The organism is Bradyrhizobium sp. AZCC 2176 (assembly GCF_036924645.1).
Taxonomy (GTDB): Bacteria; Pseudomonadota; Alphaproteobacteria; order Rhizobiales; family Xanthobacteraceae; genus Bradyrhizobium.
Genome location: NZ_JAZHRX010000001.1, coordinates 3,757,291 through 3,774,145 on the forward strand (window position 1 = coordinate 3,757,291; position 16,855 = coordinate 3,774,145).

The 16,855-nt window shown below is 63.2% G+C and carries 22 protein-coding genes; 8 read left to right on the plus strand and 14 right to left on the minus strand.

The genetic code is table 11. The annotated features are described in order from the left end of the window. Positions 1 to 43: 43 nt before the first annotated feature. The 6 genes from V1288_RS17515 to V1288_RS17540 form a co-directional block, all read right to left on the minus strand. Positions 44 to 997, minus strand: a complete 954-nt coding sequence (locus V1288_RS17515; protein ID WP_334358213.1) for a ribose-phosphate pyrophosphokinase — start codon at positions 995 to 997, stop codon at positions 44 to 46. A gap of 171 nt (positions 998 to 1,168) precedes the next feature. Beyond that, complete coding sequence (locus tag V1288_RS17520; RefSeq protein WP_442893962.1) at positions 1,169 to 1,744, minus strand: hypothetical protein; 576 nt, start codon at positions 1,742 to 1,744, stop codon at positions 1,169 to 1,171. 278 nt (positions 1,745 to 2,022) lie between these two features. Next, a complete protein-coding gene (pgeF, locus tag V1288_RS17525) occupies positions 2,023 to 2,790 on the minus strand; it encodes a peptidoglycan editing factor PgeF (protein WP_334358215.1) in 768 nt (255 codons plus the stop codon). Then, on the minus strand, positions 2,787 to 3,914 hold the full coding sequence (locus V1288_RS17530) for a class I SAM-dependent methyltransferase (RefSeq protein ID WP_334358216.1): 1,128 nt from the start codon (positions 3,912 to 3,914) through the stop codon (positions 2,787 to 2,789). Before V1288_RS17530 ends, pgeF begins: the two co-directional genes overlap by 4 nt. Before the next feature lie 8 nt (positions 3,915 to 3,922). Further along, a complete protein-coding gene (gene lgt, locus V1288_RS17535) occupies positions 3,923 to 4,768 on the minus strand; it encodes a prolipoprotein diacylglyceryl transferase (RefSeq protein ID WP_334358217.1) in 846 nt (281 codons plus the stop codon). Between the two features lie 12 nt (positions 4,769 to 4,780). Then, the gene (locus tag V1288_RS17540; RefSeq protein ID WP_334358218.1) at positions 4,781 to 5,515 is read right to left on the minus strand and encodes a dienelactone hydrolase family protein; all 735 of its coding nucleotides are present in this window, start codon (positions 5,513 to 5,515) and stop codon (positions 4,781 to 4,783) included. Positions 5,516 to 5,703: 188 nt separating this feature from the next. Between V1288_RS17540 and V1288_RS17545 the strand changes: the two genes are divergently transcribed. The 4 genes from V1288_RS17545 (at position 5,704) to ychF (ending at position 8,930) form a co-directional block, all read left to right on the plus strand. After that, the gene (locus V1288_RS17545; protein WP_334358219.1) at positions 5,704 to 5,985 is read left to right on the plus strand and encodes an accessory factor UbiK family protein; all 282 of its coding nucleotides are present in this window, start codon (positions 5,704 to 5,706) and stop codon (positions 5,983 to 5,985) included. A gap of 331 nt (positions 5,986 to 6,316) precedes the next feature. Beyond that, complete coding sequence (locus V1288_RS17550; protein WP_334358220.1) at positions 6,317 to 7,042, plus strand: 50S ribosomal protein L25/general stress protein Ctc; 726 nt, start codon at positions 6,317 to 6,319, stop codon at positions 7,040 to 7,042. A 21-nt stretch (positions 7,043 to 7,063) separates the two neighbouring features. Further along, the gene (gene pth, locus V1288_RS17555; RefSeq protein WP_334358221.1) at positions 7,064 to 7,672 is read left to right on the plus strand and encodes an aminoacyl-tRNA hydrolase; all 609 of its coding nucleotides are present in this window, start codon (positions 7,064 to 7,066) and stop codon (positions 7,670 to 7,672) included. A 160-nt stretch (positions 7,673 to 7,832) separates the two neighbouring features. Beyond that, the gene (ychF, locus tag V1288_RS17560) at positions 7,833 to 8,930 is read left to right on the plus strand and encodes a redox-regulated ATPase YchF (protein ID WP_334358222.1); all 1,098 of its coding nucleotides are present in this window, start codon (positions 7,833 to 7,835) and stop codon (positions 8,928 to 8,930) included. 130 nt (positions 8,931 to 9,060) lie between these two features. Here the strand turns inward: ychF and V1288_RS17565 are convergent, their stop codons facing one another. Next, positions 9,061 to 9,354 (minus strand): DUF4282 domain-containing protein, encoded by a 294-nt coding sequence (locus V1288_RS17565; protein WP_334358223.1) that lies wholly within the window; start codon positions 9,352 to 9,354, stop codon positions 9,061 to 9,063. A gap of 205 nt (positions 9,355 to 9,559) precedes the next feature. On the opposite strand from V1288_RS17565, the gene V1288_RS17570 reads away from it, so the two are divergent. The 3 genes from V1288_RS17570 to V1288_RS17580 all read left to right on the plus strand — a co-directional run bounded on the left by V1288_RS17570 (position 9,560) and on the right by V1288_RS17580 (position 10,786). Beyond that, positions 9,560 to 10,021 carry a MaoC family dehydratase gene (locus tag V1288_RS17570; RefSeq protein WP_334358224.1) on the plus strand — a complete coding sequence of 154 codons (462 nt, stop codon included), beginning with the start codon at positions 9,560 to 9,562 and terminating at the stop codon, positions 10,019 to 10,021. Positions 10,022 to 10,023: 2 nt separating this feature from the next. Then, positions 10,024 to 10,506 carry a MaoC family dehydratase gene (locus V1288_RS17575; RefSeq protein WP_334358225.1) on the plus strand — a complete coding sequence of 161 codons (483 nt, stop codon included), beginning with the start codon at positions 10,024 to 10,026 and terminating at the stop codon, positions 10,504 to 10,506. A gap of 136 nt (positions 10,507 to 10,642) precedes the next feature. Then, positions 10,643 to 10,786 (plus strand): hypothetical protein, encoded by a 144-nt coding sequence (locus V1288_RS17580; protein WP_334358226.1) that lies wholly within the window; start codon positions 10,643 to 10,645, stop codon positions 10,784 to 10,786. A 62-nt stretch (positions 10,787 to 10,848) separates the two neighbouring features. Here V1288_RS17580 and V1288_RS17585 read toward each other — a convergent pair whose 3' ends face one another. The 6 genes from V1288_RS17585 to V1288_RS17610 all read right to left on the minus strand — a co-directional run bounded on the left by V1288_RS17585 (position 10,849) and on the right by V1288_RS17610 (position 14,351). Further along, positions 10,849 to 10,986: a hypothetical protein gene (locus tag V1288_RS17585; protein ID WP_334358227.1), complete on the minus strand. Its 138-nt coding sequence runs from the start codon at positions 10,984 to 10,986 to the stop codon at positions 10,849 to 10,851. Between the two features lie 156 nt (positions 10,987 to 11,142). After that, positions 11,143 to 11,559: a hypothetical protein gene (locus tag V1288_RS17590; RefSeq protein WP_334358228.1), complete on the minus strand. Its 417-nt coding sequence runs from the start codon at positions 11,557 to 11,559 to the stop codon at positions 11,143 to 11,145. Positions 11,560 to 11,741: 182 nt separating this feature from the next. Further along, positions 11,742 to 12,644, minus strand: coding sequence for a hypothetical protein (locus V1288_RS17595; RefSeq protein WP_334358229.1), 903 nt, complete (start codon positions 12,642 to 12,644; stop codon positions 11,742 to 11,744). 244 nt (positions 12,645 to 12,888) lie between these two features. Then, positions 12,889 to 13,323, minus strand: coding sequence for a nuclear transport factor 2 family protein (locus V1288_RS17600; RefSeq protein WP_334358230.1), 435 nt, complete (start codon positions 13,321 to 13,323; stop codon positions 12,889 to 12,891). Positions 13,324 to 13,506: 183 nt separating this feature from the next. Continuing rightward, on the minus strand, positions 13,507 to 13,773 hold the full coding sequence (locus tag V1288_RS17605) for a hypothetical protein (RefSeq protein ID WP_334358231.1): 267 nt from the start codon (positions 13,771 to 13,773) through the stop codon (positions 13,507 to 13,509). Positions 13,774 to 13,901: 128 nt separating this feature from the next. Then, positions 13,902 to 14,351 carry a nuclear transport factor 2 family protein gene (locus V1288_RS17610; protein WP_334358232.1) on the minus strand — a complete coding sequence of 150 codons (450 nt, stop codon included), beginning with the start codon at positions 14,349 to 14,351 and terminating at the stop codon, positions 13,902 to 13,904. A 198-nt stretch (positions 14,352 to 14,549) separates the two neighbouring features. On the opposite strand from V1288_RS17610, the gene V1288_RS17615 reads away from it, so the two are divergent. Further along, positions 14,550 to 14,729, plus strand: a complete 180-nt coding sequence (locus V1288_RS17615) for a hypothetical protein (RefSeq protein ID WP_334358233.1) — start codon at positions 14,550 to 14,552, stop codon at positions 14,727 to 14,729. Positions 14,730 to 15,719: 990 nt separating this feature from the next. On the opposite strand, the gene V1288_RS17620 is transcribed toward V1288_RS17615, so the two are convergent. Continuing rightward, on the minus strand, positions 15,720 to 16,742 hold the full coding sequence (locus tag V1288_RS17620) for a D-cysteine desulfhydrase family protein (RefSeq protein WP_334358234.1): 1,023 nt from the start codon (positions 16,740 to 16,742) through the stop codon (positions 15,720 to 15,722). Positions 16,743 to 16,855: the final 113 nt, after the last annotated feature.

The window sequence follows — 16,855 nt, forward strand, 5'->3', positions numbered from 1 at the left end:
GAATGGTGGGCACGCTTCGCTTTGCCCACCCTACAAAGCCAACTCAGTCGAACAGACTCGACACCGATTCTTCCGACGCGGTGCGGCTGATCGCTTCCGCGATCAGCGGCGCGATCGACAGCGTGCGGATATTGGCGGCCTTGTTGACCGCTTCCGTCGGCAGGATCGAGTCGGTGATGACGAGCTCTTTCAGCTTCGACGAGGCGATGCGGGCGGCAGCGCCGCCCGAGAGCACGCCGTGGCTGATATAGGCGTAGACTTCCTTGGCGCCGTTGGCGATCAGGGCGTCGGCCGCGTTCACCAGCGTGCCGCCGGAATCCACGATGTCGTCGATCAGGATGCAGGTATGGCCGGCGCAGTCGCCGATCACGTTCATCACCTCGGACTCGCCGGCGCGCTCGCGGCGCTTGTCGATGATGGCGAGCGGCGTGTTGATGCGCTTGGCAAGCCCGCGCGCGCGCACCACGCCGCCGACGTCGGGCGACACCACCATGACGTTCGACAAATCGAAGCGTTCCTTGATGTCGCGCACCATGACCGGCGAGGCGTAGAGATTGTCGGTCGGAATATCGAAGAAGCCCTGGATCTGGCCGGCGTGCAGGTCGAGGGTCATCACACGGTCGACCCCGGCGCGGGTGATCAGATTGGCCACCAGCTTCGCCGAAATCGGCGAGCGCGAACCGACCTTGCGGTCCTGCCGGGCGTAGCCGAAATAGGGGATCACGGCCGTGATGCGGCGCGCGGACGCCCGGCGCAGCGCATCGGTGATGATCAGGAGTTCCATCAGGTGGTCGTTAGCCGGAAACGACGTCGACTGGATAATGTAGACGTCGGAGCCGCGGACGTTTTCCTGGATTTCGACGAAGATTTCCATGTCCGCGAACCGGCGGACAGTGGCCTTGGTCGGCGCCAGATGCAGCCAATTGGCGATTTCCAGGGCCAGCGCCGGATTGGAATTGCCGGCGACCAGCTTGATTGAGCCGTTCTTGGCCGCCATTGACGCTTCTCCTCGCGCCTTGCTGGATACGACGTTCAGCATATCGAGAAACCCTCGGGAACCGGCGCGTTTTGATGAGCGAGGAGATATCAGGCGGGTGGCTTGGCTGGCAACCCGTTGACGTCGTTTTCCCGGTCAAAAATCGGCCAATGCGTGACCTTACGGGGCCCTCTATTGGGCGCCGAAACCGAGCGCCGTGACGCCGGCTGCATCCTGGGCGCGTACCGTGTCATCCGCACTCGCGACCGCGGGGCCGCGGCGCTCCGGGGCTGGGGCCGGCGCAGCATCCGGGGTTCCGTTGATCATGCCCGACAGGCCGCTGAGGCCGGCCTGCGCGATTTTCCGCAACACGAGGTCGTCGGCCGCCGTCCAGGCGTCGCGCCCGGCCTTGCCGGCCGCTTCTTCGCCGGAGAGCCGCAGCGCACGCTGCTGGCTGTTATCATAGACGTCCCAGACCCAGGCGATCACGGTCTTGCCGCGCACCACCTGCGCCGAGAGATAGCTGCGCACGCGGTAGGAAGCCCCGCCTTCGCGCGAGACGATCGATAAATTTCGCAGCTTCGATTCGCTGTCGAGTACGCTGACCATCCGGTCAAACACCTGCGGCGGCGGACCGTCGATCGATTCGAACGCCACGGTGGGACCGCTACCCGTCGAAGCCATCGCGTACGAGCCGCTGCCCGTTGCGCCGTTGCCGGCGCAGCCGCCAAGCGCCGCGGCGGCGACAAGCAGCGCCGCGGCGATCATCGCGCGCGGGGCATTCAGGCACGAAGCTATCAAGGTGTCCCTCATTGCTCCCTGCGATATCGTTAAAATGTGTTAAGGTCTAGGGCAGCGGGTGCACCGGCCCGCCAAAAAGATTGCGTTGAGCTCGCCCCCGTCCACCTTGTTGTTGCCAGAATTCTTCAACTCCGCAGGATGATCCATGCGAGCGTTTGTTCTCGGCGGCGTTGGCGCGATCGCCGACCATGTCCGCCCTGTTCAAGGCCGGACGCGGGGCAAGGTGGTGGTTGCGCGTGAAGTAACTACTCGCCCGCCAGCGCGATCGCGTGGACGTGGCGGCCGTAGTCCGGCTCTTTCCGGTGCACCGAGCGGCGGTAGCTGTAGAAGCGCTCGTCGGAATAGGTGTCGATGCCGATGTCGTCGATCATCAGCACGCCGGCATTCTCCAGCCGCATCCGGATGAAGCCGGCGAGATCGAACATCGCATGGCCGGATCGCACCGAGGGAATGAAGAACACGCCATTCTTGGCGTCGGCATCCAGAAAACGTTCGACGAATTCGCTGCCGACTTCATAGGAATGCTGGCGGATCAGCGGGCCGATGGCGGCGACGATGCCGGAGCGGTCGGCGCCGAGTTTCTCCATCGCCTCGATGGTCGATTCCAGCACGCCCGTCAGCGCGCCCTTCCAGCCGGCATGCGCCGCGCCGATCACGCGCGCGCTGGCATCGGCGAACAGGATCGGGCCGCAATCCGCGGCGGTGACGCCGATGGCGATGCCTTCGGTACTTGTGACGAGCGCGTCGGCGCGCGGCTTGTCGCCCTGCCATGGTCCGGTCGCCACCACGACGTCGGGCGAATGGATCTGGTGCGCGCTGAGCAAGCGCTCGGGGGCGACGCCGATCTGCTCGGCCATCCGGCGGCGATTTTCCGCGACATTGGCCGGATCGTCGTTGGAGCCGAGGCCGCCATTCAAGCCTTCATATATTCCGCTGGATATCCCGCCCTCGCGGGTGAAGAAGGCGTGGCGCAGTCCGGGAATGGCTGCGAGCAACGACGATCCGAACGTCATGCTGTTTCATCTCCGGGCGCCGACGGTTCGTCGCTGAGGCCCGCGACCGCGGTGAGATTGGGCTCGGTGACCGCAAGCACTTTGAACATCGATCCCATGCCGCCGCGGCCGCTGTCGGTCAGCCGCTTCAGCGCGGCGGAAATATCGGCGGAAACTTCCGCAGTGGTTTTTCCCATCAGCGTGACGGCCCGGGTCTCGATGCCGAGCCGCTTGAGAAACTCGCCCTGCGTCACCGGGCCATGAACGCGCGCGCCGACGTCTTCCGCCGCGCGCGCCAATGCCTGGAAATCGACATGGGCGGTGACGTCGGCCTGACCGGGATTCTTCAGGGGATCGGCGAAGCTGTGGCGGGCGATCGCCTGGAAGGTGTCGCCGGCGTCGCTGCGCAGATGGCCGTAATCGATGATCAGCGCCGCGCCGTCCTGGTCGCGAACCCGCGCCGCGATCTTCATCATCTCGTTGTCCGGCCGCCATTCGAACACGGCGCCCACTGGGGCCGCGCGCACCAGGGGCGGCAGCAACACCTCGAAGCGCGGCATCGGCTCGTCCGAGGCTGCGAATACCAGGTTGCCATTGGCGTCGAGGTTGACGACGCGCTCGTGCCAGCCGGTCTCGCGCTTGACCACCTGATGGATCGGCAGCACGTCGAAATATTCGTTGGCGAGAATGACCGCGGGGCCCTCGGGCACGTCGTCGATGCTGTCATGCCAGGTGATGTTGCGCGCGCCGGACAGCATCGCTTGCTGTTTTTCGCGCAGCACCGGGTTGATCTCGACGAGGTGGATCTGGAGCGATTGATAGAGCGGCGGCAGCACCCGGACCGCGCGGAGTGCGTCCGCCATCATGGTGCCGCGACCGGGGCCGAGTTCGACCAGCCGCAGCGTCGGCGGTGATCCGATCGCCTTCCACACCGAAGCCGTCCACAGTCCGAGCAACTCGCCGAACATCTGGCTGACCTCGGGTGCGGTGGTGAAATCACCCTCACGGCCCAATGGATCGCGCGACACGTAATAGCCGTGCTCGGGATGCATCAGGCACAATTCCATGTACCGCCAGACCGGCATCGGTCCTGACGATCGGATCAGCTTGCGGATCTCCGACTGCAACGGCGAGTATTCGGTCACGGCCTGCCTTAAATCGACTTCTGTATATGCTCCGACGCCTTGCGGCGCCATGCCATCATCATCAGGATGGCCCCAACAACGATCATGGGTACGGACAAAAGCATACCCATGGTCAGCCCGCCCCACAAAAATCCGAGCTGCGGGTCCGGTTCACGAAAGAATTCGCTGGTAATGCGCGCCAGCGCGTAGACAGTGATGAAGCTGCCGAGGATCAGGCCAGGCCGCTTCAACGCACCCATCCGGACCATGACCGCCAGGATTGCAAACAGCAGGATGCCCTCGAGCGCCGCTTCGTAGAGCTGGCTGGGGTGGCGGAAAAGTTGAGACGGGTCATCGGGAAAGACCATTCTCCAGGGCACGCTGGCATCCGCCTCACGCCCCCACAACTCGCCTTTGATGAAGTTGGCGAGCCGTCCGAGGAATATTCCGATTGGAGCGACTGCGGTCGTGATGTCGCCAAGCGACAGGATGGAGATATTGTTCTTGAGCGCAAACAGCATCACCGCGGCGACGCAGCCGAGAAAGCCGCCGTGGAAGGACATGCCGCCTTCCCATAATTTGAGAATGGCGGCCGGGTGCTGGCTGAAGAAGGCGGGGTTGTAGAACAACACGTAGCCGGTGCGGCCGCCGACGATGATGCCGAGGGTGACCCAGAGGATGAAGTCGTCGAGCTGCACAGGCGCGATCGGCGCCGGCCCGCCCCACAATTTCTCGCTTCTGATCAGCGCGCGCGCATATATCCATCCGAGCACGATGCCGCCGATATAGGCCAGCGCATACCATCGGATCGCGAACGGTCCGATCGAGATGGCGACGGGATCGATTGCCGGAAAGGTGATGGTGAGAAATTGCATCCGGTGCGATGCCTACGGTACGAGGTTGCGGCGATAGAGCGCCAGCAGCCGCTCCCAATGTCGTTCGGCGGCGTCGCGGTGGTAGACCGGGCGCTTCGGGAAGGCAAAACCGTGATGGGTGCCGGGATAGATTTCGACCTCGTTGTTCGATCCCTTCATGCCGGCCGCCACCTTGTCGATAATCTCCTGCGGCGCATAGATGTCGGTCTCGGCGCAGGCGAAATAGAGTTCGGCCCTGGTCTTCGACGCGGCCAGATGCGGGCTGTCGGGCTGGTCGGTCGCGAGATGCGTACCGTAAATTGATGCCGCCGCCTTCACACGATCCGGAAAATGCGTCGCCGCGTTGACCGCGTAGCGGCCGCTCATGCAGTAGCCGACGGTGCCGACGATCTTCGTGTTCGCCGCTTCTTGCGTCTCGGCATAGGCGAGCAGCGCCTTGGTGTCTTCCATCACCATGGGAATGTTGATGGAGTTCATGAAACCGAACATCCGCTTGCGCTCGGGCGCTTCCGGGTCCGGCGGGATCGGTCCGAGCTCCATGACGCCCGAGCGGTAATACATATTCGGCAGCATCACGTAATAGCCCGAGGTGCCGAGCCGCCGCGCCATGTCGCGCAGTTCTTCACGGATCGCCGGTGCGTCCATGTAGAAGATGATGACCGGAAAGGGCCCGCCGCGTTCGGGATGGGTGATGAAGGTCGTGGTCTTGCCGTCCTTGGTCGCAATATCGATCTGCTGGTCGATCATGGGCGCTTCTTCTTGCTTTGTGATTATGATGTCTGGCTGGGGCGTTCGATACGATTGCAAGGAAAGGCGAGCATGACAAGGCGAACCGCCTTGAACGGCGCACTTGAACCTTGCCCTTGAACCTTGCCTATGGGATCGCCATTGTCTTGCCGGTGACGATCAATTTGCAGCGACCGGAGCGTTTTCAGATGACCCAGACCAGCAATCGGTTTTTCGACGAGATCGGCCGTTTGATGAACGACGCTGCCGGCGCTGCCCAGGGCGTCAAGCGCGAGGTCGATACGGTCATGCGCAACCAGGCCGAACGCATCCTGCGCGATCTCGATCTCGTCAAGCGCGAGGAGTTCGACGCGGTCAAGGACATGGCCCGCCTGGCGCGCGAGGAGAACGAGGCGCTCAAGGGCCGGATCGCGGCGCTGGAAGCCAAGCTCGGCATTTCGCCGGCCGCGCCGGATGCCGGCGCGGTCTAGACCGACGGGCAGGGGTCTTACCCTCCCCTGGAGGGGGAGGTCGACGCGACCAAAGGGAGCGGCGGGGTGGGGGAAGGTCTCTCCCCTCGAAAAGTGCCCGAGTTGAGAGATCACCCTACCCCGTCTCGCATCTTGCGATGCGAGCCGACCCTCCCCTTCCAGGGGAGGGTGCCAAAATGGCAGAAAAATCCCTTCATTTCCTTGTCATTTCGCCCCTTTGGGGCTAAAAGCCCGCCACGTCCGCAGCCCCCGCACCCCTGGAGGCTTGCTGTGGGACGCCAACGGGCCGCGATGCGGCCTTTAACTTTTTAGAAAACAAGGACTTAACACGATGGCGACCGTCAAGGAATTGAAGGCGACCGCGCGTCCGCAGAGCGGCAAGGGGGCCGCCCGGGCAGAGCGTCGCGCCGGGAGAGTGCCCGGAGTGATCTACGGCAACAACCAGCCCCCCGTGACCATTTCGGTCGATGACAAGGAACTGCGCCAGCGCATCCTGGCCGGCCGGTTCCTGACCACGCTGTTCGACATCGACCTCGAGGGCAAGAAGCACCGCGTGATTCCGCGCGACTTCCACCTCGATCCGGTGAAGGACTTCCCGCTCCATGTCGACTTCCTGCGGCTCGGCGAAGGCGCGACCATTCGCGTCAGCGTCCCCCTGCATGTCGTGAACGGCGAAACCTCGCCCGGCGTCAAGCGCGGCGGCACCGTCAATATCGTCACCCACACCATCGATCTCGAATGCTCGGTCGAAAACATTCCGCAGTACATCGACGCGGATGTCGGCGCGCTGGAAATCAGCCACTCGCTGCATCTGTCCGAGATCAAGCTGCCGGCCGGCGTGAAGGCGCTGTCGCGTGAGGACGCGACGCTGGTGACCATCGTGCCGCCGTCCGGTTACGCCGAAGAACAGAAAGCTGCTGCTGCGGCTGCCGCTGCAGGAGGCACGGCTGCTCCGGCGGCGGGTGCCGCTGCGGCGCCGGCTGCTGCCCCTGCGGCGGGTGCTGCGGCTCCGGCGGCGGGTGCGAAAGCGCCGGCCGCCGGCGACAAGAAGAAGTAAACAGCGGCAGGATGCCGCGTCATGCGCCTGTTTGTCGGTCTCGGTAACCCCGGTTCGAAATACGCGAACAACCGGCACAATATCGGGTTCATGGCCGTCGATGAAATTGCGCGGCGTCACGGTTTTGGACCGTGGCGCCGCCGTTTTCAGGGCGAGGCTTCCGATGGCACGCTCGATGGTGAAAAGGTCGTTCTGCTTCGGCCGACCACCTACATGAACGAGTCCGGGCGTGCGGTTCAGGAAGCCGCGAACTTCTTCAAGTTGTCCGCCGGCGAGATCACCGTGTTTCAGGACGAACTCGAACTGCCGGCGGCGAAAGTCCGCGTCAAGATCGGCGGCGGCATCGCCGGTCACAACGGGCTGCGCTCGATCTCCTCGCATATCGGCAACGACTACCGCCGGGTGCGGCTCGGGATCGGTCATCCCGGCATCAAGGAGCTGGTGCACGGCCATGTGCTGTCGGATTTTGCCAAGAGCGATCGCCCCTGGGTGGAAGCCTTGTGCGCGGCGGTCGCCGAGAATGCTGGTTTGCTGGCGGCGGGTAAGGATTCGACGTTCCAGAACAAGGTGCATCTGGCGCTGCAGGCCAAGGGAATTTTCGACAAGGAAGATGACGGGAAGCAGGGCTGACTTCTCGTGCTAGCGCTCCGCCGTCATGCCCGGCCAAAAGCGCGAAGCGCGTCTTCGCGCAGATGTGCCGGGCATCCACGTCTTCCTTGCCAAACGCGAAACAAGACGTGGAAGGCCGGGACAAGCCCGGCCATGACGAAGAGAAATCGTTGAGGACGAAATGGGATTCAAATGCGGTATCGTCGGCCTGCCCAATGTCGGCAAGTCGACGCTGTTCAACGCCCTGACCGAGACGGCCGCGGCGCAGGCGGCGAATTATCCGTTCTGCACCATCGAGCCGAATGTCGGCGAGGTCGCCGTGCCTGATCCCAGGCTCGACAAGCTGTCTGCCATCGCAGGCTCCGCGCAGATCATCCCGACGCGGCTGACCTTCGTCGATATCGCGGGGCTCGTCCGCGGCGCCTCGAAGGGCGAAGGCCTCGGCAACCAGTTCCTCGCCACCATCCGCGAGGTCGACGCGGTCGCGCATGTGGTGCGGTGTTTCGAAGATTCCGACATCACCCATGTCGAGGGCAAGATCGCGCCCTTGGCCGATATCGAAACCATCGAAACCGAACTGATGCTCGCCGACCTCGACAGCCTGGAAAAGCGCGTCGACAACCTGGCCAAGAAGGCCAAGGGCAACGACAAGGACGCCAAGGAGGCGCTCGATCTCGTCAACCGCGCATTGGTGTTGCTGCGCGACGGCAAGCCGGCGCGGTTTCTCGAGCGAAAGCCGGAGGAAGAGCGCGCGTTCAATATGCTGGGCCTGCTGACGTCGAAGCCGGTGCTCTATGTCTGCAACGTCGAGGAAGGTTCCGCCAAGGATGGCAATGGCTTTTCCAAGCAGGTGTTCGAGCGCGCCAAGGAGGAAGGCGCGGTCGCGGTGGTGATTTCGGCCAAGATCGAATCCGAGATCGCGACGCTGTCACGCGAGGAGCGCGCCGATTTTCTCGAGACGCTCGGTCTCGAAGAGGCCGGCCTCGACCGCCTGATTCGCGCCGGCTACCAGTTGCTCGACCTGATCACCTATTTCACCGTGGGCCCGAAGGAGGCCCGCGCCTGGACCATCCATCGCGGCACCAAGGCGCCCGCGGCGGCCGGCGTGATCCATACCGATTTCGAAAAGGGATTTATCCGGGCCGAGACCATCGCCTATGCCGATTACGTCGCACTGAACGGCGAAGCCGGCGCCCGCGACGCCGGCAAGCTCAGGCTGGAAGGCAAGGAATATGTCGTCGCCGACGGCGACGTGATGCATTTCAGGTTCAATAACTGAGAAATTGGCGCCGCGGATGCGGACCCGCTCGGGTGGGCAAAGGCGCATCGCGCCGTGCCCACCATCTTTCCTGACGCGAGCGAAATGGTGGGCACGCTACGCTTTTGCCCACCCTACAATTCCCGCGTGATCACCGCATCCCGCCCTGATCGCGGATCGCGCCGAGGTGCTCGTTGACACGGAAGACGATCAGGATGAATTCCGCGGCGATGCGCGAAAACACCACACCGACCACGACGCCGGCGATCGAGGCCAACAGTAGGACAAATCCATAGAAGGGGCTGATTGCCATGATGGACAGGCTCGACAAAATGCCGGCGATACCGAATAGCACGATCAAACCGATGACCAGCCAGTAGAAAGTCTTGATGATCGTGGGCGTGATGAAGCGGTCCCACTGAAACAGATCCTGAAAATCGAGCATCGATGGTTCTCCGGCGAGTCAAAAACCTGGTCCCAGATGGCACAGGGCTAGACCCGAAAACTGCTTCGGGCAAGTCAGGGGCGAGCGCCGTCACCGGTACTCGCCCGTAGCGAACGAGCCATGCGGGTGGACGGGTTGAGATTGCTGCAAATAACGGCCACATTCAGGCTTCCTCACCGCAATCCTCAATCCAAATCCCCGATCGATGACAACGCTGACCTTCGAAGACTTCACGCCAGGCCATTTCGGCAGGTTCGGACCGCGCCACGTCACGCGCGAGGAGATTCTGGCCTTTGCCGCCGAATTCGACCCGCAGCCGATGCATCTGGACGAGGCCGCCGCCAACGCGTCGATGCTGAAGGGGCTGTCCGGTTCGGGCTGGCATCTCGGCTCGATCATGATGCGGATGCTGTTTGACGGCTTTATCGGCCGCACCGCCTCGCTCGGTTCACCCGGCGTCAACGAGATGCGCTGGCTGGCACCGCTGCGGCCGGGGGACGACCTGATGCTGGATGTCGACGTCGCGGAGGCCAGGATTTCGAACAGCCGTCCCGAAACCGGCATCGTGACCTTCAAGGGCACGATCAGGAACGCGACCGGCGTGGTGCTGTGCGAGATGGAGTCGCCGATCATCGTGCGCCGGCGCGCCGAGGCGGGAGCGGAATAGCGATGCGTTTCTTCGAGGACATCGAGATCGGCGCGCAGCGTGAGTTTGGCTCGTTCACCTTCACCGCCGACGACATCAAGAAGTTTGCCACGCAGTTCGATCCGCAGCGCTTCCACCTCGATGAGGAGGAGGGCCGCAAATCGCTGTTCGGGGGACTGGCTGCATCGGGCTGGCACGTCGCCGCGGTCTGCATGAAGCTCCTGGTCGCCGACGGCAAGCGTTTGACGGCGGAGGCTGTCGCGCGCGGCGAGCAGGTTGCGGTGTGGGGACCCTCGCCGGGCTTTCGTGAGCTGCGCTGGATCAAGCCGGTACTGGCCGGCGACACCATCCGCTTTTCCAACCAGGTCGAAACCAAGCGCACCTCGGAGAAGCGCCCCGAATGGGGCATCCTGCAGGCCCGCAATACCGGCACCAACCAGCGTGGCGAGGTGGTGTTCTCGTTCCTCGCGACCGCCTTCGTGCCGCGGCTGAAGGCGGGTTCCTGATCACTCCCAACATGGTTAGCGAACTGTCCCGTTAGGTCATTGTAATCCATGACTCCACGGAACGGATTTTTTGCTAACGCATTTTGAACTTTCTGCCTGCCAAATGCGTCTCAGGGGAAGTACCGAGGGGATGACGATGGCAGATCGCAGCAGCCTGAAATTCGTCGGCTTTATTTTCGCAACCGTCACGATGGCCGTGATGCTGACCGCCACAATGGTGGTGAAAAGCTACGCCGACGGCGTCTACACGATCGAGGACACCGCGTTCGTCCGCCAGTAGTTGCGGGTCGGATAGCCAAGATTTGATAGCCAAGATCTGATAGCCATGAGCGCTGAAGAAGTTCAGCGGCTCCAGATCAGCGTCATTGCCACGACCGCAAGCGTCAGCAGTCCGACGAAACGGATCACGATCGTGCCCATGCTGTGCGACGATTGCCGCAGCGGCAGTGAATTCATGTTGTCTGGCTGAACGTTTTGCATCGCCGGTGTGTCCCCAAAAGGTGCCTGCCGCCACGTGACGACATCCGTCTTTGGACGCGACCGTGCTTATAAAGTTCAGATCGAACCCTGCCAAACGAAACCGCCGCGCTTCCATACGGAACGCGGCGGAGTGTTAGATTTTTGCAACGATCGGGATCAGGCGTTGCGCAGGCCGTCGGCGGCACGCTTCCACTGCGTGACGTTGTCGGCGATCATGCGCGTCGACTTCATCGCAGCCTGGCTGAGCTGGGCATAACCCGAGATCTCGCGCTGGACGCGCTGGCCTTCGGCATGCAGCAGGTCGCGGAGGCTTTCGAGTTCGGAAATCAGCTTCTCGATTTCCGCAAGCGAGGTGCCGGCGACGCGCTGGATCAGCGAATTGACGTTGTTGACGGTGGCTTCCGCGTTCGGATCGAGCGGCGCGGTGTCCGGAGCCACTGCGGGGCGGCGCAGATAGGCGATGTCGTTGCGAACGAAATCGCGGATGCCGGCCTCGACTTCGGATACGGCGGCGAGATCGTTGTCGACCTCCGGGGTTTCATCAATCTGTTCGGGGCGAATGGTGGCGTTCATCGGCTATTCCTCTGTTTCGCTTTCAGGCGAGCGCGGACGTCCCCCGCACGACGAAGTGGAGCCTTCCCATCTGCGCTGCCGATTTTGGCCGCATCTGGGCCAATCTGCGGCAATGCTGGATCATTCTCGGGGGCGGCGCCTTCGGGCCGGAAAACGCATCAAATTGGGACGATTCCTGCCCCTTACCAGCTACGTTTAAACCCCGCGCTGAGGCTCTTGCTGGCGGCGCCGGACGGCGTTTCGCCGATCGAGCCGGAAATGGTGACGCCGTCGAACAGCTTCTGCTCGGCGCCGACCTTGCGCAGCCACTTGTCGTCGGAAGTCGACAGGGTCTGGCCGGCGATCAGGCTGGTGCCGGTGTCGGCGATACTGAGCCTCGCCGACTGGTCGGTCTCATAGCTGCGCGCCGGATGGCTGACGATGCCGGGCACCGGCACGATGCCCTGCTGGATCAAATTGTAGTCGTTCTTCAGGGTCACCGAATACTGCTCGCTGAGCGGTAGCGATTTGCTCAAGGAGGTGCCGAGCCTGCTCTGCTCAGATCCGGGATCGACGCGGGCCTCGACCGCGGTCTTGTCCCAAATCGAGGCAACGCCGGGGGCGGTGATCGCCGCCCAGGCGGTGCCGGACGATTGCGGCAGGCTGCCGCCATTGGCGAGTTTTTCCGAGAGCAGTTCGGATGTCGTCGCCGTGCCCTGCCGTGCGACCGTCATGTCGGCGCCGATGCGCGTATCCCAGAACGGCGAGATGGATTGCCTGACCGACACCGCCGAGGTGCCGTTCGCCCTTTCATTGGCGGACCACGCGGCATCCACGCTGGCAGCGGCTTTCGACGCGCCGCTTCCCTTTAGCGTCGGACCGGTCACGGTCGACGCGTCGACATCAAGCAGGCTCCAGTCGAGCTTGCTGACGTCGATGTCCTTCATGATGTCGACGTCGTTGACGCTGGGAGCCGCCTCGGACTCTTCCGCCGCAGGCATGTCCGGATCTTCATCCGTCGGCGGCGTCTGTGCCGCTGCTGCCATCATCGAAGCCATGCCGATGCCGGCCGCCAGCATTGGCAGCCGCGCCCAGCCAAATCGCATTTTGGGAATCATTGCCCGCCCGCATTCCAAGTCGCGCCCAGAATGCGTTCGCTCTGTTGCGAAATTATGGCGCGGACAATCTTGCTCACATCAAGCGAACGTCATGGCCGGGCACAGCGCGTCACAGCGCCAGATGACCCGGCCATCCACGCTCCCTTGGGGCTGGCGAAGGAAGGCGTGGACGCCCGGACGCGAAGATGCGATTTGCGCACCCGGGCATGACGATTGGATAGATTGGCGTGAGCTACACCGCCATCCGCGGCAGGTGGATCGGATAGCCCACCGTCTGCTCAACCAGATCGAAGGTATCGACCAGCACGCGGAAGTTGGTGAGGCGGCCGGCCCTGAACTGGGCGAAATGGGCGATCCGCAGGCTGATCGGCTTGTTCGAATCCAGCGCCGTCAGCGAATAGCGCATCATCGAGGCGGCCGAATCCACGCCCAGCATGATCGATTCGCGGTCGAAGCGGTGGACGCGGAAATTGTCCGCGATCTGCCTGATCACCTCGATCACGGCCGCCTTGCCACGGCGGGAGCCGAAGAACGGATACATGTCGATCGGTCCATAGATCGCCCAGTCGACGTCCTCGTCGAGCAGGGCTTCGAGATCGGCGGGCTGGCGTTCATTGATCGCGCGATGCAACGCGCGCGAAAAACGCCAGAGACTATGCTCTGTCATTTTGGGTTGGTCCTTGAAAACTGGAATTGCAAACAGCGATCACGCCCTAATGAGCGTCATCATCGACGCCGGGCTGAAATGCTGCATTTCACTGTTGCACCCAGAAATAGAGCAGTTCGGCCAAAACACAATTGCCGTTTTTGCATTGCACAAATGCGGCGGTTTCGGCCGTTTTCCGGTCACTCAACGGTCGTGGCGGGGCACCGGCTCGCGCTCGATGGCGATCTCGGCGTCGCGAATGGCGATGATGCCGAACAGCAGGGCGCCGCCGATGCCGCCGATCGCGGCCCCCAACGGCATGAAGGTGAAGAACACCAGCATGCCGCTATAGCCTCCAAAACTCGAGGTTTTGAAGATTTGCACCCAGGCGAGGCCGGTCCCGATGCCCAGTGTCGCGCCTCCCAGCACCCCCAACGCCAACCCAAGCAAAGCCAGCAACGCGATCTTCATATGCTTTTCGTGTCCGGAAACGGCCTTGTGGTGTGTCACGGCCAGCACGATGAGGTTCAATGTGTGGGAGAATATCTGGACGTCATTCCGGGTTCGATGCTTCGCATCGCCCCGGAATGACGAACCCGCTAGATCGGGTCCGGCCGCCTGCCGGTCAGGATCGCGGCGACATCGCGTTCGAGCAGTTGCTGGACCAGGTCGAAGGTGTCGATGATTTCCCTGATATGGCTGATCTTGCCGTTGCGCAGCGTGTAGAAGCCGGCGATGTCGAACTGCACCATGCGCTGATTGATGGTTTTCCGGAAGAACACACGGATAAACGCGGCCGCCTTGTCGCCTTCGACCACCAGGATCGGCACCTCGCAGCGCAGTTCGGAATAGCGGGCGCGCACCGCATCCCACATCTCGCGCAGTTCGGCCTTGCCGCGGCGATGGCCCATATGGGGCAGGATATCGATTGGGGCGTTGGCGAGAGACTCGACGTCGTCGGTGCAGCGCTCCAGCGCGGCTTCGACGTTGCCGGAATACAGCACATTGAGGAAATCCAGGACGTGCTGACGATTTGATCCCTCGGTCATTCGCCCACCTTGCCTGTGCTCGACCCGGCTCTTGCGGCCGGCCCCATTGTGAACGGAGCGGCAGAGGTAATCCGCAAGAAGACTCACATTATGTGACACGGTGGTTTCCAAAAGGTTCATCGCCGCGACATGCGGCCGGCGACGGAACGATCTCGCCGCAGCCGGCGTTGGCTCTTTCCGTTGATAACGGAGATGATGATGACGAAACCCGTTCCGCCGGTCCCGCAAGACAACCAGAGCCACAAGGGTCCCGGCAGCGCGCCCAACGTTCCCCTCGACACCACCAAGGGCCATCGCCACGACGAGAAGAACAACATCCGCGAACAGGCCGAGCACGGCAATCTGACGCAGAACACGAGTAACCGGCGCTCGGGGTGAGGCGGCGGCGCCGCATTCTCGCTGTCGTCCCTGCCTCTGTGCGCAATTGCGCACTAGGCAGGAACGACGCGGAGTGTTACGCGCGCGCTCGCTCTGCATTTCAAACAGCAGCAAATCTCCCGCGGCGCCACGCGCCCGAGGATTTGCAATTTCGTTTCGCCCTCGAAAAGCGAGAGGGCGCAGGGAAAGCCGGGTGCCCTCAGCACCCGCGATCGTGCGCACAAAATGCACACGGGTGACCGCAAGGTGCGCCGGAACACCCGGCCTTCCCTGCGCAATGGTGTTACGGCTTATAGCGCGCTCTTCCCGGCGACGAATTCCTCTTGCCACCGTCGCTGACGGATTGGCGATCCGCCGAAGCCCGGTTGGGCCCGACAAATCTCCATCAGCTTGACACCAGCCACGGGTGCCAGAACCACACGCCTTTGCCGTCCGCGGCTTCCTCCACCAAAACGCCTCGACCGGCTCATGTGCTGCCGGCCAAAATTCTGGCGAAGGCGTTTAAGCGCCGTCCGTCTGCGCGCCGGCCGATCGCTCACAAGCCGAAGCCCGCCCTGCGACCCCTTGCGCGCCCGACGCTGCCGCGTCCATCGCATCCCGCACCCAACGTCCGTGACGATCGCGATACGCCCCTCTCATGGGTGCGGGATGCGCGGAGTTGTAAGGGTGATTTGGGGTAACGGCGAAGGGGAATATTTTTGCCGGGAGCAATGGACCAAGCCCATGCGTGATTTGCCCCGCAGGCAACGCGACCGGTAGTGGTGCTCACGCACGAATGCCGGAGCGGTTCGGGCGAAGTGCCGGGTGAGGGGTTTTCGCCGTGCGCTCTCGTGCTTCAGGCAGTGTGATGTCAATCACGGCATAGCTCCCCGATTGATCATTCTGCCGCGCATCACCGTCCTCGCCGAGGACGCGCAGGAATCGCCGCCATGAACGCGGATAGCCGCTGACGCGATTTCCGGAGCGACAGGACCGTCTTGCTCCGCCAGTTCAAATCCCGAGTGCGCTCTGATAGGCGAAAAGCGCCGGCGCGCCGCCGGTGTGCAGGAAGATGACATCCTCGTCGTTGCGCCAGCGGCCCTGGCGGATCAGGGCGATCAGGCCTGCGAGGCCCTTGCCCGAATAGACGGGATCGAGTGGTAGCGCCTCGAGTTGGCCGGCGAGGCGGATCGCTTCGATGGTGGCTTCGTGCGGGACGCCGTAGGCAGGGCCCGCATGCCCCGCGACGACTTCCACGCTTGCTTCGTCGAACGGAATATCGAGCAGATCGGACGCTTCGCGCGCAAACGTCGCGACATCGGCGCGCACCCGCGCGGGCTCGGCGTCGATATCGATCCCGACGATTCCTGCGTTCGGCATGGCCACGGCGACACCGGCGATAAGGCCGGCCTGCGTACCGGCGCTGCCGGTGCAGTGCACGATCGCGGCCGGTGCAAAACCCAATCGCGCGGCCTGCGGTTCGATCTCCGCAATCGTCGTGGCGTAGGCCACGGCGCCCAGGGCATTTGAGACGCCGTAGGGCACGAAGTACGGCTTGTGGCCGTTCGCCCGGAGATCGTCGACCAGCGCGCGAATGGCGGCATTGCGGTCACCGGTCCACGGCACGTCATGGAGTTGCGCGCCGAACAGCCGATTGAGAAACGCGTTGCCCGAGGTCTTGTATTCCGGCGTCGGCGGTTCGAGGCGGCCGTGGTAGACGGCGAGATGGCAGGCGAGGCCGAGCTTGGCCGCCACCGCCGCAACCTGCCGCTGGCTGTTCGATTGCACGACGCCGCCGGAGACGATCGTATCGGCGCCGCTCGAAACGGCTTCATGCAGGACGTAGTCGAGCTTGCGCAGCTTGTTGCCGCCAAAACCGAGCCCTGTCGCATCCTCGCGCTTGACCCACAGCCGCGGCCCGCCGAGATGCGCCGTCAGCCGCTTCATCGGCTCGAGCGGGGTCGGCAGGCTGGCCAAGCCTAAGCGAGGAAAGACGGCGAGCCGGTCGGACAATGGCCTGCGATTGATTTGCATCGTTCTGTCCGTCTGACTAGCGGGTAGTATTTCTAACTATGACCGACGGTCGCGATTGTAGCGCCATCGACGATAGCTGCATTATTCAAGCGAACGCTGGAGGTTTCCTCGTG

Excerpts from the sequence above, each read along its gene's own strand:
- V1288_RS17580 (WP_334358226.1), top strand. The coding sequence starts at position 10,643 with ATGGCAGATCGCAGCAGCCTGAAATTCGTCGGCTTTATTTTCGCAACC.
- V1288_RS17565 (WP_334358223.1), bottom strand. The coding sequence starts at position 9,354 with ATGCTCGATTTTCAGGATCTGTTTCAGTGGGACCGCTTCATCACGCCC.
- V1288_RS17590 (WP_334358228.1), bottom strand. The coding sequence starts at position 11,559 with ATGAACGCCACCATTCGCCCCGAACAGATTGATGAAACCCCGGAGGTC.
- pgeF (WP_334358215.1), bottom strand. The coding sequence starts at position 2,790 with ATGACGTTCGGATCGTCGTTGCTCGCAGCCATTCCCGGACTGCGCCAC.
- V1288_RS17575 (WP_334358225.1), top strand. The coding sequence starts at position 10,024 with ATGCGTTTCTTCGAGGACATCGAGATCGGCGCGCAGCGTGAGTTTGGC.
- ychF (WP_334358222.1), top strand. The coding sequence starts at position 7,833 with ATGGGATTCAAATGCGGTATCGTCGGCCTGCCCAATGTCGGCAAGTCG.
- pth (WP_334358221.1), top strand. The coding sequence starts at position 7,064 with ATGCGCCTGTTTGTCGGTCTCGGTAACCCCGGTTCGAAATACGCGAAC.
- lgt (WP_334358217.1), bottom strand. The coding sequence starts at position 4,768 with ATGCAATTTCTCACCATCACCTTTCCGGCAATCGATCCCGTCGCCATC.
- V1288_RS17615 (WP_334358233.1), top strand. The coding sequence starts at position 14,550 with ATGACGAAACCCGTTCCGCCGGTCCCGCAAGACAACCAGAGCCACAAG.
- V1288_RS17610 (WP_334358232.1), bottom strand. The coding sequence starts at position 14,351 with ATGACCGAGGGATCAAATCGTCAGCACGTCCTGGATTTCCTCAATGTG.
- V1288_RS17585 (WP_334358227.1), bottom strand. The coding sequence starts at position 10,986 with ATGCAAAACGTTCAGCCAGACAACATGAATTCACTGCCGCTGCGGCAA.
- V1288_RS17620 (WP_334358234.1), bottom strand. The coding sequence starts at position 16,742 with ATGCAAATCAATCGCAGGCCATTGTCCGACCGGCTCGCCGTCTTTCCT.
- V1288_RS17605 (WP_334358231.1), bottom strand. The coding sequence starts at position 13,773 with ATGAAGATCGCGTTGCTGGCTTTGCTTGGGTTGGCGTTGGGGGTGCTG.
- V1288_RS17600 (WP_334358230.1), bottom strand. The coding sequence starts at position 13,323 with ATGACAGAGCATAGTCTCTGGCGTTTTTCGCGCGCGTTGCATCGCGCG.
- V1288_RS17570 (WP_334358224.1), top strand. The coding sequence starts at position 9,560 with ATGACAACGCTGACCTTCGAAGACTTCACGCCAGGCCATTTCGGCAGG.
- V1288_RS17540 (WP_334358218.1), bottom strand. The coding sequence starts at position 5,515 with ATGATCGACCAGCAGATCGATATTGCGACCAAGGACGGCAAGACCACG.
- V1288_RS17520 (WP_442893962.1), bottom strand. The coding sequence starts at position 1,744 with ATGATCGCCGCGGCGCTGCTTGTCGCCGCCGCGGCGCTTGGCGGCTGC.
- V1288_RS17545 (WP_334358219.1), top strand. The coding sequence starts at position 5,704 with ATGACCCAGACCAGCAATCGGTTTTTCGACGAGATCGGCCGTTTGATG.
- V1288_RS17515 (WP_334358213.1), bottom strand. The coding sequence starts at position 997 with ATGGCGGCCAAGAACGGCTCAATCAAGCTGGTCGCCGGCAATTCCAAT.
- V1288_RS17595 (WP_334358229.1), bottom strand. The coding sequence starts at position 12,644 with ATGCGATTTGGCTGGGCGCGGCTGCCAATGCTGGCGGCCGGCATCGGC.
- V1288_RS17550 (WP_334358220.1), top strand. The coding sequence starts at position 6,317 with ATGGCGACCGTCAAGGAATTGAAGGCGACCGCGCGTCCGCAGAGCGGC.